This window comes from Ancylobacter lacus (assembly GCF_018390635.1).
Classification (GTDB): domain Bacteria; phylum Pseudomonadota; class Alphaproteobacteria; order Rhizobiales; family Xanthobacteraceae; genus Ancylobacter; species Ancylobacter lacus.
The window spans coordinates 132,035-144,771 of the sequence record NZ_JAHBGE010000038.1 but is presented as its reverse complement, the minus strand read 5'-3'; the positions used below and the strand labels follow the sequence as shown (position 1 = coordinate 144,771).

12 protein-coding genes are annotated in these 12,737 nt (G+C 69.4%); 3 read left to right on the top strand and 9 right to left on the bottom strand.

Annotated features, from left to right (window positions below):
• Positions 1–103: 103 nt before the first annotated feature.
• Genes KHC27_RS07775 through cyoA form a run of 7 tightly spaced genes read right to left on the bottom strand, consistent with a single transcriptional unit; the run spans position 104 to position 6,917 of the window.
• Entirely contained in the window at positions 104–634 is a 531-nt protein-coding gene (locus KHC27_RS07775; protein WP_213337155.1) for a response regulator transcription factor, read from the bottom strand.
• Positions 624–1,952: an ATP-binding protein gene (locus KHC27_RS07770; RefSeq protein WP_213337152.1), complete on the bottom strand. Its 1,329-nt coding sequence runs from the start codon at positions 1,950–1,952 to the stop codon at positions 624–626. Before KHC27_RS07770 ends, KHC27_RS07775 begins: the two co-directional genes overlap by 11 nt.
• The gene (locus KHC27_RS07765; protein ID WP_213337353.1) at positions 1,930–2,676 is read right to left on the bottom strand and encodes an SURF1 family protein; all 747 of its coding nucleotides are present in this window, start codon (positions 2,674–2,676) and stop codon (positions 1,930–1,932) included. The genes KHC27_RS07770 and KHC27_RS07765 overlap by 23 nt, the downstream gene beginning before the upstream one ends.
• Positions 2,677–2,697: 21 nt before the next feature.
• Positions 2,698–3,111: a cytochrome o ubiquinol oxidase subunit IV gene (cyoD, locus tag KHC27_RS07760; RefSeq protein WP_213337149.1), complete on the bottom strand. Its 414-nt coding sequence runs from the start codon at positions 3,109–3,111 to the stop codon at positions 2,698–2,700.
• A complete protein-coding gene (gene cyoC / locus KHC27_RS07755; RefSeq protein ID WP_213337145.1) occupies positions 3,108–3,734 on the bottom strand; it encodes a cytochrome o ubiquinol oxidase subunit III in 627 nt (208 codons plus the stop codon). The genes cyoD and cyoC overlap by 4 nt, the downstream gene beginning before the upstream one ends.
• Entirely contained in the window at positions 3,731–5,740 is a 2,010-nt protein-coding gene (gene cyoB, locus KHC27_RS07750; protein ID WP_213337142.1) for a cytochrome o ubiquinol oxidase subunit I, read from the bottom strand. The genes cyoC and cyoB overlap by 4 nt, the downstream gene beginning before the upstream one ends.
• 16 nt (positions 5,741–5,756) lie before the next feature.
• The gene (cyoA, locus tag KHC27_RS07745) at positions 5,757–6,917 is read right to left on the bottom strand and encodes a ubiquinol oxidase subunit II (protein WP_213337139.1); all 1,161 of its coding nucleotides are present in this window, start codon (positions 6,915–6,917) and stop codon (positions 5,757–5,759) included.
• A 168-nt stretch (positions 6,918–7,085) separates the two neighbouring features.
• Here cyoA and KHC27_RS07740 point away from each other — a divergent pair, with 168 nt between their 5' ends.
• The gene (locus KHC27_RS07740; RefSeq protein WP_213337136.1) at positions 7,086–8,411 is read left to right on the top strand and encodes an MFS transporter; all 1,326 of its coding nucleotides are present in this window, start codon (positions 7,086–7,088) and stop codon (positions 8,409–8,411) included.
• 29 nt (positions 8,412–8,440) lie between these two features.
• On the opposite strand, the gene KHC27_RS21860 is transcribed toward KHC27_RS07740, so the two are convergent.
• Together KHC27_RS21860 and KHC27_RS07730 are read right to left on the bottom strand one after the other, a co-directional pair.
• Positions 8,441–9,904 carry an ATP-binding protein gene (locus tag KHC27_RS21860; RefSeq protein WP_343210860.1) on the bottom strand — a complete coding sequence of 488 codons (1,464 nt, stop codon included), beginning with the start codon at positions 9,902–9,904 and terminating at the stop codon, positions 8,441–8,443.
• Positions 9,901–10,662 (bottom strand): response regulator, encoded by a 762-nt coding sequence (locus tag KHC27_RS07730; RefSeq protein WP_213337134.1) that lies wholly within the window; start codon positions 10,660–10,662, stop codon positions 9,901–9,903. Before KHC27_RS07730 ends, KHC27_RS21860 begins: the two co-directional genes overlap by 4 nt.
• 210 nt (positions 10,663–10,872) lie before the next feature.
• On the opposite strand from KHC27_RS07730, the gene KHC27_RS07725 reads away from it, so the two are divergent.
• Positions 10,873–11,631 carry a hypothetical protein gene (locus KHC27_RS07725; protein WP_213337132.1) on the top strand — a complete coding sequence of 253 codons (759 nt, stop codon included), beginning with the start codon at positions 10,873–10,875 and terminating at the stop codon, positions 11,629–11,631.
• 331 nt (positions 11,632–11,962) lie between these two features.
• Positions 11,963–12,688, top strand: a complete 726-nt coding sequence (gene hutC / locus KHC27_RS07720; RefSeq protein WP_213337130.1) for a histidine utilization repressor — start codon at positions 11,963–11,965, stop codon at positions 12,686–12,688.
• The last annotated feature ends 49 nt before the right edge of the window (positions 12,689–12,737 follow it).

Below are 12,737 nucleotides of genomic sequence, written 5' to 3'. Positions count from 1 at the left end.
CGCTGGGGCGATGCCGGCGTCTTAGCAGGCGCGGCCGGGCCGGGCCAAGCGGGGCGGCGGGCGGCGGCAGGCGGGGCGACAACCCGGCCGGTCGCCGCGAAGGTCACGGCACCTGCTTCTTGTCCAGCTTGCGGGCCAGCGTGCGGCGGTGCATGCCGAGCCGGCGGGCCGCCTCCGAAATGTTGAAGTCGGTTTCCACCAGGGTCTCGTGGATGCGTTCCCATTCGAGGTTCTTCAGCGAGGTGGGGCGAGCCGCCGGCGCGATGGAGGTATCGCCGGCGACCTTGCCGAAGGCAGCCTCGATGTCGTCGGTGTTGGCGGGCTTGGCGAGATAGTGCTGGGCGCCGAGCTTAATGGCCTCCACCGCGGTCGCGATGCTGGCAAAGCCGGTCAGCACCACGATGCGGGTCGAGGCGTCGTGCTCGTGCAGGGTCTTGACGCATTCGAGGCCGGAGCCGCTGGCGAGCTTGAGGTCGACCACCGCGAAGCCCGGCCGCACCTCCTCCAGCAATGCCCGTACGGAGGACAGCCCGTCGCTGACCCGCACCTCGTAGCCCCGGCGCTCGAAGGAGCGGCGCAGCGCCTTGGCGAAGGCGGCGTCGTCCTCGACGATGAGCAGGAGATTAGACGCCATGGCGCTCCTCCGGCGACAGCGCGCTGAGCGGCAGGATCAGGCTCACGCGCGCGCCTTCCGCGGTGTTGTGCGCACTTACGCTGCCGCCCAGCTTGCGGACCACATTGACCACGAGGAACAGCCCCAGCCCGCCGCCGGGGCGATTCTTGGTCGAGCGGTAGGGCGCCCCGAACTCGGCCAGCATCGCCTCGGCGAAGCCGGGGCCGCGGTCGCTCACCTCGACGCGGATGAGGCCGTCCCGGCAGGTGATCTCGATACCCACCCAGTCGGGCGAGGCCTCCAGCGCATTGTCGAAGACGTTGAACAGCACCTGCTTCAGCGCGGTGTCCGAGATGATGACATCGAGCGACTGCGGCGCCTCGAAGGCGAGCGTCGCGGGCGAGCGGCTGAGGCGCCATTCCTCCACCAGTTGCTCGAAGAAGCTGCCGACCGTGGTGCGCAGCGTGCCCTCGCCGCGGGCCTCGCCGGACGAGAGCAGGATGCCGGAGAGGATTTTCTTGCAGCGGCCGACCTGATTCTGCATCTCGGCAAGGTCGTCCGCCATCTCGGGGTCGGCGCTGACGCGGCGCAGCCGCTTCCAGTCGCTGAGGATGACCGAGATGGTCGCGAGCGGCGTGCCCAGCTCATGCGCCGCGCCCGACGCGAGAAGGCCCAGCCGCACGATGTGGTCCTCCTCCGCGGTCTTCTGCCGGAGCGCCGCCAGATGGGCGTCGCGGTCCCGCAGGTTGCGGGTGATCTGGTGGATGAACAGCACCAGCAGCGTCGCCGCCAGCACAAAGCACACGAACATGCCGGTGATGTGCAGGTCGAACAGCGAGGCCTGATGGTGCGGCGGCAGTTCCAGCGGACGGAAGGCGCGTGTCAGCAGCACGAAGCAGCCGCTCGCGATGCCGACCAGCACCCACGCGGTCCACGCCTCCAGCAGCACCGCGCCGAGGCTGACCTGCAGCAGGTAAAGCGAGATGAAGGGGTTGGAGGCGCCGCCGCTGAGATAAAGCTGGATGGTCAGCGCCGTCACGTCGAGCAGCAGTTCCAGAAACAGCTCGGTGTTGGTCACCGGCACCCGGCGATAGCGCCGCAGCAGGCTGGCGAGATTCAGCACCACCAGAAACGTGATGACGCCGACCATGTCGGCGATCGGCAGGGTGATGTCGAGCCAGTAGTCGGCGAGCAGGATCGTCACGATCTGGCCCAGCACCGCCAGCCAACGGAGCTGGACGAGCAGGGACAGGTTCTTGTCGCTGGCGATGTCGGGCGGCGGCGCCTTGGAGGGCGGCGACGGCGGGCGAGGGACCTCAGTCCCGACGTTTGAGAGCATACAGCGCACCCGTGGCGACCATCACTGCCAGGGTGAACCAGGTCAGCGCATAGACGAGATGGTTGTTGGGGAAAGTGACCACGGTGAGGCCGCCGACCGGCCAGCCGCCGGCCGTGGGTCCGGCGTCGGCATCCACGAAGTATGGCGCCACCGTGCCGAGTCCCTGCGCTTGCGCGATGGCCGCCACGTCGCGGGAATACCAGCGCCCCGCGGCGGGGTCGTTGCTGCGCAGGAAGCCGCCCTTGGGCTCGCTGAGGCGCAGCAGCCCGGTGATGGTGGTGGGATCGCCGCCGGGCGGTGTGGCGGGCCGGTTCGTGGGGTCGCGGCGCTCCGGCGGGACAAAGCCGCGATTGACCAGCACCACGAAACCCGTCTCGGTGCGGAACGGCGCCAGCACCCAGAAGCCGCCACCAAGGTCCGTCACCGCCTGGACGAAGGTTTCCCCCGGGAGGAAACGGCCCTGCAGCCGGACATGGCGGTACTCGTCGTTCGCGCCGTTGACGCTACCCCACGCCTCAGGTCCGGGCGCGGCGACCGGCTCGGCATGGATGCGGTCCTCGACCCGGGCGATGAGGTCGAGCTTCCAGGCCCGGCGCTCGATCTGCCACACACCGAGCCCGAGCAGCACCGCGACCATGAGCGCCGCGAGGCTGCCGAGGAGAAGGCGGAACACACGTGAACGCCGTGGCGTCCCGGACGCCACGGCTTCGCCGGCGGAGGGCATGTTCACCGCGCCATGCGGTGGTCAGGGGGCATCTTTGATCATCTGCTCCATGGAGTGGCCCGGCATCATGTTGGCGTTGAGGTGGTACATGACCCACAGTGAACCGGTGAGGGTGATGACCACGACGATGATGGTGAAGATCATCGCCAGCATGCTCCAGCCGCCTTCCGCACGGAAGTTCATGTGCAGGAAGAAGATCATGTGCACCACGATCTGCACCACGGCGAAGGCCATGATGACCAGGGCCGTCACGGTCTTGTCGGCGATCACGTCGCTCATCACCAGCCAGAACGGGATGGCGGTGAGGATGACCGACAGCACGAAGCCGGTGAGGTAGCTGGCGAGCGAACCGTGGGGCGCTTCCTCGCCGTGGCCGTGCCCGTGCGCGCCATGATCCTGCGCGCCGTGGTGGTGGGCGTGGGTGTTCGCGCTCATCGCAGCATCCCCATGAGATAGACGAAGGTGAAGACGCCGATCCAGATCACGTCCAGGAAGTGCCAGAACATCGACAGGCACATCAGCCGGCGGCGGTTTGAAGCGATCAGCCCGCGCCGGCCGACCTGCACCATCAGCGTCACCAGCCAGATCGTGCCGAAGGTGACATGGAGGCCGTGGGTGCCGACCAGCGTGAAGAAGGCCGAGAGGAAGGCGCTGCGCTGCGGCGTCGCCCCCATCTCGATCAGCGTGTGGAACTCGTGCAGCTCGATGCCGAGGAAGGCGAGGCCGAACAGGCCGGTGATCGCCAGCCAGATCTGGGTCTGCCGCACCCGGTTCTTCTCCATCGTCAGCATGGCAAAGCCATAGGTGATGGAGGAGAGCAGCAGCATGGTGGTGTTGAGCGCCACCAGCGGCAGCTCGAACAGGTCCTTCGGTCCCGGTCCCGCCGCATAATTGCTGCCCAGCACGCCGTAGACGGCGAACAGGCAGGCAAAGATGAGGCAGTCGCTCATCAGGTAGATCCAGAACCCGAGGGCGGTGCTGCTGCCCTCGGGGTGGGCGTGTTCCTCGACTTCGTAGAAGACGGGACGCTCGGTGGCGGTCGTGGTTGCCGTGCTCATGCCTGCACCTGCCCGGCCAGCAGACGGGTGCGCTCGGCTTCGCAGCGAGCCACTTCGTCGGCCGGAATGAAGAAGTCGCGGTTGTAGTCGAAGGTATGGCCGATGGCGACGACCAGCAGGGCGACGAAGCTCAGCGCGGCCAGCCACCAGATGTACCAGACCAGCGCGAAGCCCAGCACGAGGCAGATGCCCGCGAGGATGATGCCCGCGCCGGTGTTCTTCGGCATGTGGATCGGGCGGAAGCCCTCCAGCGGCCTGGTATAGCCGCGGCTCTTCATGTCCGCCCAGGCGTCGCCGTCATGGATGACGGGGGTGAAGGCGAAGTTGTAGTCCGGCGGCGGCGAGGAGGTCGCCCATTCCAGGGTGCGGCCGTTCCAGGGATCGCCGGTCACGTCCCGCAGCTTTTCCCGGTCGCGGATGCTGACGAAGATCTGCACCAGGAAGCAGGCGATGCCGAGCGCGATGAGGAAGGCGCCGAACGCCGCCAGGATGAACCAGATATGCAGCGAGGGGTCGTCGAACACGCGCAGGCGCCGGGTCACGCCCATCAGCCCCAGCACGTAGAGCGGCATGAAGGCGAAGTAGAAGCCGACGACCCAGAACCAGAAGGAGCACTTGCCCCAGAACTCGTTCAGCCGGAAGCCGAACGCCTTCGGGAACCAGTAGGCCATGCCCGCGAACAGGCCGAACACCACGCCGCCGATGATGACGTTGTGGAAGTGCGCCACCAGGAACAGGCTGTTGTGCAGCACGAAGTCGGCCGGCGGCACCGCCAGCAGCACGCCGGTCATGCCGCCGATCACGAAGGTCAGCATGAAGGCGATGGTCCACATCATCGGCAGCTCGAAGCGGATGCGGCCCCGGTACATCGTGAACAGCCAGTTGAACATCTTCGCTCCCGTGGGGATCGAGATGATCATGGTGGTGATGCCGAAGAAGGAGTTGACGCTCGCGCCCGACCCCATGGTGAAGAAGTGATGCAGCCACACCAGGTAGGACAGGATGGTGATGACCACCGTGGCGTAGACCATGGAGGTGTAGCCAAACAGCTTCTTGCCCGAGAAGGTTGAGGTCACTTCCGAGAAGATGCCGAACACCGGGAGGATGAGGATGTAGACCTCCGGGTGGCCCCAGATCCAGATCAGGTTCACGTACATCATCGGGTTGCCGCCGAAGTCGTTCGTGAAGAAGTTGGTGCCGACATAGCGGTCGAGCGACAGCAGCACCAGCACCGCCGTCAGCACCGGGAAGGCGGCGACGATCAGCACGTTGGTGCAGAGCGCGGTCCAGGTGAAGACCGGCATCTTCATCATGGTCATGCCGGGCGCGCGCATCTTGACGATGGTGCAGATGAGATTGACGCCGGAGAGCAGCGTTCCCACGCCGGCGATCTGCAGTGCCCAGATGTAGTAGTCCACCCCGGGGTCGGGGCTGTAGCCGATGCCCGAGAGCGGGGGATAGGCCAGCCAGCCGGTCTTGGCGAACTCGCCGATGAACAGCGACGCCATCACCAGCACCGCGCCGCAGGTGGTCATCCAGAAGCTGAAATTGTTGAGGAAGGGGAACGACACGTCGCGCGCGCCGATCTGCAGCGGCACCACGAAGTTCATCAGCCCCGTGACCAGCGGCATGGCCACGAAGAAGATCATGATCATGCCGTGGGCGGTGAAGATCTGGTCGTAATGGTGCGCGGGCAGGTAGCCCTCGCTGCCGTTGAAGGCGATGGCCTGCTGGGCCCGCATCATGATGGCGTCGGCAAAGCCGCGCAGCAGCATGATGATGCCGAGCACCATGTACATGATGCCGATCTTCTTGTGGTCCACGCTGGTGAACCACTCCTTCCAGAGATAGCCCCAGAGCCGGAAATAGGTGATGGCCCCTAAGACGGCGATGCCGCCCATCGCCACCACGAGGAAGGTGACGACCACGATCGGCTCGTGCAGGGGCAGGGCGTCCAGGGTCAGCCGCCCGAAGATCGGGCTGGTGGGAACGGGATACTCGGTCATTGGCGCGTCCCTGGCGTCAGATGTTGGAAGGAGCGCGAGGGCCGGCGGGTGCCGCCGGCAGGCTGATCGGGGTGAAGCCGGGCAGCGCCAGCCCCGCGCCCTTCACCGGAGCGAGGCTGCGCGGGGAGGTGGCGGCGGAGACGGTGCGCTGCGCCAGCTCCTCCGGCGAGCACACCCCGACGACATAGCCGGCCTTGCCGCCGAGCACGGTGCCCCGGCGGGCGTATTTGTCGTAGGTCAGCGGCAGCACGTTGTGGATGCCGGCGAGGCCGAGGCCACCCCTGGCGTCGATCGCCGTCATTTCGGCCATGCACATCTTGCCGGTGTCGACGCACATGTTGACCACGGCGTTAAACAGCGCGGGCTCGACCGTGCCGAAGCGGCGGACGGGCACATTCTCGCTCGGCTTTTCCAGCTCCAGATAGGCCGCCTTGGTCAGGCCCTCGGCGCTGGCCCGGTTCTCCGCCAGCCAGGCGTCGAACTCGGCGGCCGGCAGCGCCTTGAAGCCGAAGAACATGCCGGAGAAACCGGCGCCGCTGTAGTTCGCGGAGAAGCCGCGGGATTCGCCGGGCGCGTTGGCGACGGCGTGGAGCTTCGTCTCCATGCCCGGCATGGCGTAGATCATGCCCGCCAGAGTCGGCACGTAGAAGGCGTTCATCACCGAGGACGAGGTGATGCGGAAGCTCACCGGGCGGTCCACCGGCACCGCGAGCTGGTTGACCGTCGCAACCCCCTGTTCGGGGTAGATGAACAGCCATTTCCAGTCGAGCGCGACGACCTGGATCTCCAGCGGCTTCACGTCCGCCGGCACCGGCGTGTCGGCCGCGATGCGGTCGAGCGGGCGATAGGGGTCCAGCAGATGGGTGCCCATCCAGGTCAGCGCGCCGAGGCAGATGATGATGAGCAGCGGCGCCGCCCAGATCACCAGTTCGAGCTGGGTCGAATGGTGCCAGTCCGGCTCGTAGCGCGCGGTGGTGTTCGACTGGCGGTACTTCCAGGCGAAGAACACCGTCAGCGCCATCACCGGCAAAATGATGAGGAGCATCAGCAGGGTGGAGACCACAAGGAGGTCGCGTTGCTGCGCGGCGATGTCGCCCGTGGGATCAAGGACGACGAAGTTGCAGCCGCCGAGCGCCAGAAGGAGCGGCAGGACGGCGATCGGGCGGAAGCGGCTCACGGGAAAACCTGCTACTTTCGTTCGCATGCGGCGACGGGTAATTGCGGTGCAGCAACAGGGCCATTGGACAATTTGTCCAATGCCTGTCCGCCGCGACGAAAGGCAAGAAGGCGGCTCGGCGTGCCCCGGGCGCCCGAGACATTTCCGTGATTTCAGTGAGCGAGCACCATGTCGCAGCCTGTCTCCACCCTTGAACGCGACGCCCGGCAGCTTCACTCGGACGGACACACGCCCGGCAAGGTCGACCCCGGCGAGATCGCCGTCGGCGTGGTCATCGGCCGGGTCTCGGAGTTCTTCGACTTCTTCGTCTACGCCATCGCCTCGGTGGTGGTGTTTCCCAAGCTGATCTTCCCCTATGTCGATCCGCTGACCGGCACGCTCTATTCCTTCGGCATTTTCGCGCTCGCCTTCCTCGCCCGGCCGTTCGGCACCGCGCTCCTCATGGCGATCGACCGCACCTCGGGCCGCGGCGCCAAGCTGACGGCGGCGCTGTTCCTGCTCGGCACCTCGACGGTGGCGATCGCCTTCCTGCCCGGCCATGCCCAGCTCGGCGGCTGGTCGGCCTGGCTGCTGGCCGCGTTCCGCATCGGTCAGGGCGTTGCCTGGGGCGGCACCTGGGACGGCCTTGCCCCGCTGCTGGCGCTCAACGCGCCGGAGGGTCGCCGCGGCTGGTACGCCATGCTGCCCCAGCTCGGCGCCCCCATCGGCCTCATCATCGCCAGCGCGCTGTTCGCCTTCTTTATCGGCAACCTGTCGGCGGAAGACTTCTTCTCCTGGGGCTGGCGCTATCCCTTCTTCGTCGCCTTCGCCATCAACGTCGTGGCGCTGTTCGCCCGGCTGCGCATGGCGGTGACCCCGGAATACACCGATCTGTTCAAGCGCGGCGACCTTGAGCCCGCCCGCGTGATCGAGACGGTGCGGCACGAGGGGCGCGGCATCGCGATCGGCGCCTTCGCGCCGCTGGCGACTTTCGCCCTGTTCCATATGGTCACGGTGTTTCCGCTGTCCTGGGTGTTCCTGTTCACCCAGGAAGGGCCGACCCGCTTCCTGCTGATCGAGGCGATTGCCGCCTTCTTTGGCCTCGCCGCGGTCGTGGCGTCCGGCTTCGTCGCCGACCGGGTGGGCCGGCGCAATCTGCTCGGCGGTTCCGCCGCGGCCATCGCGGTGTTCAGCGGCTTCGCCCCGCAGCTCCTCAATGGCGGCGTGGTGGGTGAAAGCCTGTTCATGGTGCTGGCCTTCGTGCTGCTGGGCCTGTCGTTCGGCCAGTCCTCCGGTGTCGTGGCCTCGAACTTCCGCCGCCGCTACCGCTACACCGCCTCGGCGCTGACCAACGACTTCGCCTGGCTGTTCGGTGCCGGCTTCGCTCCGCTGGCGGCTCTGCTGCTCTCCAGCCATTTCGGCATCATCGCCTCCGGCGCCTACCTGCTCTCGGGCGCTGTCTGCACCCTGCTCGCGCTGCGGATGAACAAGCGGCTGGAGCTGGCCGCCGGCTGAGCCGGCGGCTCGACCCGGGCGGTGGCGGGTCAGCCCGCCGCTTCCGCTGCCGCCGGCACGCGGGGAAACGCCATGCGCTGCAGCAGCCCGCCGCCGGGCAGGTTGTGCAGCGAGAGCGTGCCGCCATTGCCGGTCACGATCTCGCGGGCGATGGCAAGGCCGAGGCCGGCGCCGGGCACGGCCTGGCCGCGGGCGGGATCGATGCGGAAGAAGGGTTCGAAGGCGCGGTCGATCAAGGCCTCGGGAATGCCGGGACCGCGATCCTCGATGGACACCACCGCCAGCTCGCCCTCGCATCTCACCTGAACGGTGGCGCCGCGACCATGGGTGGCGGCGTTGATGACGAGGTTGCGCACGGCCCGCTGAAGCGCCAGCGGCCGCGCCAGCACCTGCGCCGGCTCGCTGGCGGCCATCCGCGCGTTCAGGCCGAGCCGGCCGAGATCGTCGGTCACTTCGCGCACGAGTTCGTCCAGCGCCAGCGCGTTGCGCACGGAATGCTCCACCTCCTCGCGCACCAGCCGGATGGCGCTGTCGGCGATGCGGTCGAGCTCGTCGAGATCGGCGATCCAGCCCTCGCGCTCGTCGCCCTCCAGAAATTCGGCGCGCAGCCGCAGCCGGGTCATCGGGGTGCGCAGGTCGTGGCCGGCGGCGGCGACGAGGCGCATCCGGCTTTCCATCGCGCTGCGCAGCCGTGCCGAGAGCCGGTTGACCGCGCTGGCGGCGGCACGCACCTCGGCCGGCCCGTCTTCCGGCAGCGGGGCGAACTCGCCATCCGGGCCCACGGCCGCGACCGAGCGCTCGATGAGCGCGAGCGGCGCGACGAGGCGGCGCACCATCATCACCGCGATGAGCGTGGCGCCGAGGGTGATGAAGCCGATCCAGGCGAGGAAGGCGATGGTGCGGTCCTCAAAAGGCGTCAGCGTCGCCATCGGCACCACCAGCCAGCGCCCCTCCGCCAGCTTCAGCGAGATGACCGGTCCGCCGGGAGCCTCGAACCCGCTGACGATAACACGCTCCGGCCGCCCCAACCGCTCCAGCGCGGCGTTGATCCCGCGGCTCGGCGGGCTCTCGCCGGGAGCGCCCGGGGGCTTTTCGGCGGGTGGGACAGGCGGGGCATGGTCCGCCTGTAGCGCGCCCGGTGGCGGGAGCGGCTCGGGCGGGGAGGGCGGACCCCACAGCCGGTCCAGCAGGGCGGGCCAGCCGGGCGGAGGCGGGGGCCGGTCGCTTTGACCCGCCGGCTGCGACCGCAGCCCGAAGCCGGCGACGGCGGCGGGGGCCTGCCCCTCCGGCAGTCGCCCCGCGAGGTCGGCCAGCAGGGCGAGCTGCACCGCGGTGGCCTCCTCCGCCCTGTCGAAACGGGGCGGCGCCAGCAGCTGGAAGGACAGGGCGGAAGCCAGCACAACCACCAGCATGACCGCGCCGACCATCAGCAGGGTGAGGCGGGCGCGCAGCGAGGTCATGGTGCCGCGGCCGGCCATCCGTGGCGTCGTCACGGCCACGATCCCTCCGCGGGCGTGCGCGCGGGCGGGCCGTCCGTGCGCACCTCCACCGGCACGGCCAGCTGGTAGCCGCCATTGCGCAGCGTTTTCAGTATGTTGAAGCTGCCGGCGTCGCCCAGCTTGCGCCGCAGCCGGCTCACCAGCACGTCGATCGAGCGGTCGAAGGCGCCGGCTTCACGGCCCTGGGTGATGTCGAGCAGCTGGTCGCGCGACAGCATGCGGCCCGGCCGCTCCAGAAAGGCGAGGAGCAGGTCGAACTCGGCGCCGGTGAGCTGGATGTCGATGCCGGCGGCATCGAGGACCTGGCGGGTGGCGGGGTCGGCGAGGAAGCCGGCGAAGGCGAAGCTGGGCGGCGGGGCGGCGGCGGGCGCGCTCGCCGCCTCGCCGGTGCGGCGCAGAACGGCGCGGATTCGGGCCACCAGCTCGCGCGGATTGAACGGTTTTCCGATGTAATCGTCCGCTCCGACCTCCAGTCCGATGATGCGGTCGACGTCTTCCTTGAGTGCGGTGAGGAGGATGATGGGAACACGCGAGCGTGCCCGCAGCGTCCGGCACAGGTCGAGGCCCGAGACGTCCGGCAGCATCAGGTCGAGCACGACGAAGTCGATCCGGCTGGTGGCGAGGCGGCGCTCGGCCTCGCGGCCGTTCTCCGCCACGGTGACCCGGAAGCCCTGGCTCTGGAGGTAGCGGGCGAGCAGCTTGCGGATTTCGCCGTCGTCGTCGACGACCAGCACATGGGCGGTGTTGTCCACGGTCCTTCCCTGCATTCGGCAACCCCAGCCTTAGCCGATCGGGCCGGCACCGTCGCCACTCTTTGGCAAACGAGCGTTGCCCCCGCCGCGTCAGCCACGTTCGGAAACAAGCTCGCGCCGGCGGGACACGCTCGGACACGCCCGGACCTAGAGCCGCAACGTCGCGCCGCCAGTTTCGGCATCGAACGGAACGCAGGCAAGGAGCCGATCGTGAAACTGGTTTTCGTAACCCTTGCGGCGACAGCACTCGGCGCCGTGGTGATCACGGCGAGCCAGGCCGCCAATGGCGCGGGTTCCGGCCCGGACGCCGCCTGTATCGCCCGTGGCGACGCACCCGTGCCCCCGCCCGGTCCGCCGCCCGGTGTTCCCGGTTTTGGCGAATCGCGGGAGAGAGGCCGCTGCGGGCCGTCGCGCGAAGGCCGCGGGCCCGGACCGGAGGCCTTGGGCGGGCCGGAGCGCGGCTTCGGCGGTCCCCTCGGTGTGGCGGCGCGGCTCGCCGCGACCGAAACGCTGATCGGCATTCGTGCCGACCAGCTCGACGTCTGGCGCGATTACACCGATGCCCTGCTCGAGGCGCTCGCCCCGCCGCGGCCGCCCGGCGGCCCGGCCGGCGCGGCGCGGGCGGGGGAACCCGTGCCGCCGCCGGGCTCCCCGCCGGCGGGACCTCCGCCGGCCGGCGCGCCCGATCCGCTGCAGCCGGTGGCGGATTTCGCCGCCGGGCTGGCGGGAAAGGCGGAGGCGGCGGCCCGCCTCGGCCACGCGGTCGAAGCGCTGAAGGCGAAGCTGTCGCCCGAGCAGATGAAGCGGCTCGCCCTCGCCGGGCCGGCGCTGCCGCCGCCGGGCCCCTTCGGTCCTCCGGGCCGCGGGCCGCTGGAGGGCGGGCCGGAGGGCTGCGGGCCTCATGACCACCCGTCCTTTGGGCCCGGCGGTCGCGGCCCCGGCCCGGACGGCCTGCCGCCGTTCGACTGATGCTCTTTGCCGGCCTTCGGGCCGGCGGAGTCGGAAGCCGTTCTTGACGCCCCCTGCACGGCTTCCGGAGGAAGACGCGCCCAAGCCCACTCGGCGCGTCCACCCGAACGCCGGAAGGTCCCCACGGCCTTCCGGCGCTTGGGCGTTTTCGCGTCGGACCGGCGCCCGCCGCCAGCCGGTAGCCCGCGCGGGCCGGAGAGCCGTCCCCGGTTGCATTCCGCGACATTATGTCTATGCATAATCGGGCGGCCTTTCCGCGCCGGCCGGCACCCGCCCCCGCGGCCGGACCGCCGGTGCAGGGGTGGCGCGCGGCAGGGGGCGGTGAGTGCAGATGGCCGACGCGACGGAAGGGGAGACGGCGCAGCTTCCGCTGCACCAGCGTATCCGCGCCGAGATCGAGGGCAAGATCCTCTCCGGCGAATGGCCGCCCGGCTACCGCATCCCGTTCGAGCACGAACTCACCGCGCACTATGGCTGCGCCCGGATGACGGTGAACAAGGTCATCGCCGCGCTCGCCGGCGCCGGGCTCATCGAGCGCCGCCGCCGCGCCGGCTCCTTCGTGGCGCAGCCCCGGCTGCAATCGGCGGTGCTGGAGATTCCCGACATCCAGCAGGAGGTGGCGGGGCGCGGCGAAACCTATGGCTATGAACTGATCGGTCGGCGCCGCCGCCCGGCCGGCGAGGACGACCCGGCGGTCTTCACCGGGCAGGAGGTGCTGGAGCTGCGCTGCCTGCACCGCGCCAATGGCCGGCCGCTGGCGCTGGAAGAACGGCTGATCAGCCTTGCCAGCGTGCCGGAGGCCGCGGAGGTCGATTTCGCCGCGACCCCTCCCGGCTCCTGGCTGCTGCACCACGTGCCGTGGACCGAGGCGGAGCACCGCATCAGCGCGCTCGCCGCCAGCACCAAGGTGGCCGCCATTCTGGAGGTCGCCAAGGGCGCGGCGTGCCTCAGCCTGGAGCGCCGCACCTGGCGCGCCACGGAGACGGTGACGGCGGTGCGGCAGATCTTCCGCGGCGACCTCTATCACCTCGTCGCCCGGTTCTCCCCGCAGGGGTGAGGCCGGGCCGGCGCGGCGCTCGCCCCGGCCCGGCGCGCGTCCGCCGGGA

Excerpts from the sequence above, each read along its gene's own strand:
- KHC27_RS07775 (WP_213337155.1), bottom strand. The coding sequence starts at position 634 with ATGGCGTCTAATCTCCTGCTCATCGTCGAGGACGACGCCGCCTTCGCC.
- KHC27_RS07770 (WP_213337152.1), bottom strand. The coding sequence starts at position 1,952 with ATGCTCTCAAACGTCGGGACTGAGGTCCCTCGCCCGCCGTCGCCGCCC.
- KHC27_RS07765 (WP_213337353.1), bottom strand. The coding sequence starts at position 2,676 with ATGCCCTCCGCCGGCGAAGCCGTGGCGTCCGGGACGCCACGGCGTTCA.
- cyoD (WP_213337149.1), bottom strand. The coding sequence starts at position 3,111 with ATGAGCGCGAACACCCACGCCCACCACCACGGCGCGCAGGATCATGGC.
- cyoC (WP_213337145.1), bottom strand. The coding sequence starts at position 3,734 with ATGAGCACGGCAACCACGACCGCCACCGAGCGTCCCGTCTTCTACGAA.
- cyoB (WP_213337142.1), bottom strand. The coding sequence starts at position 5,740 with ATGACCGAGTATCCCGTTCCCACCAGCCCGATCTTCGGGCGGCTGACC.
- KHC27_RS07740 (WP_213337136.1), top strand. The coding sequence starts at position 7,086 with ATGTCGCAGCCTGTCTCCACCCTTGAACGCGACGCCCGGCAGCTTCAC.
- hutC (WP_213337130.1), top strand. The coding sequence starts at position 11,963 with ATGGCCGACGCGACGGAAGGGGAGACGGCGCAGCTTCCGCTGCACCAG.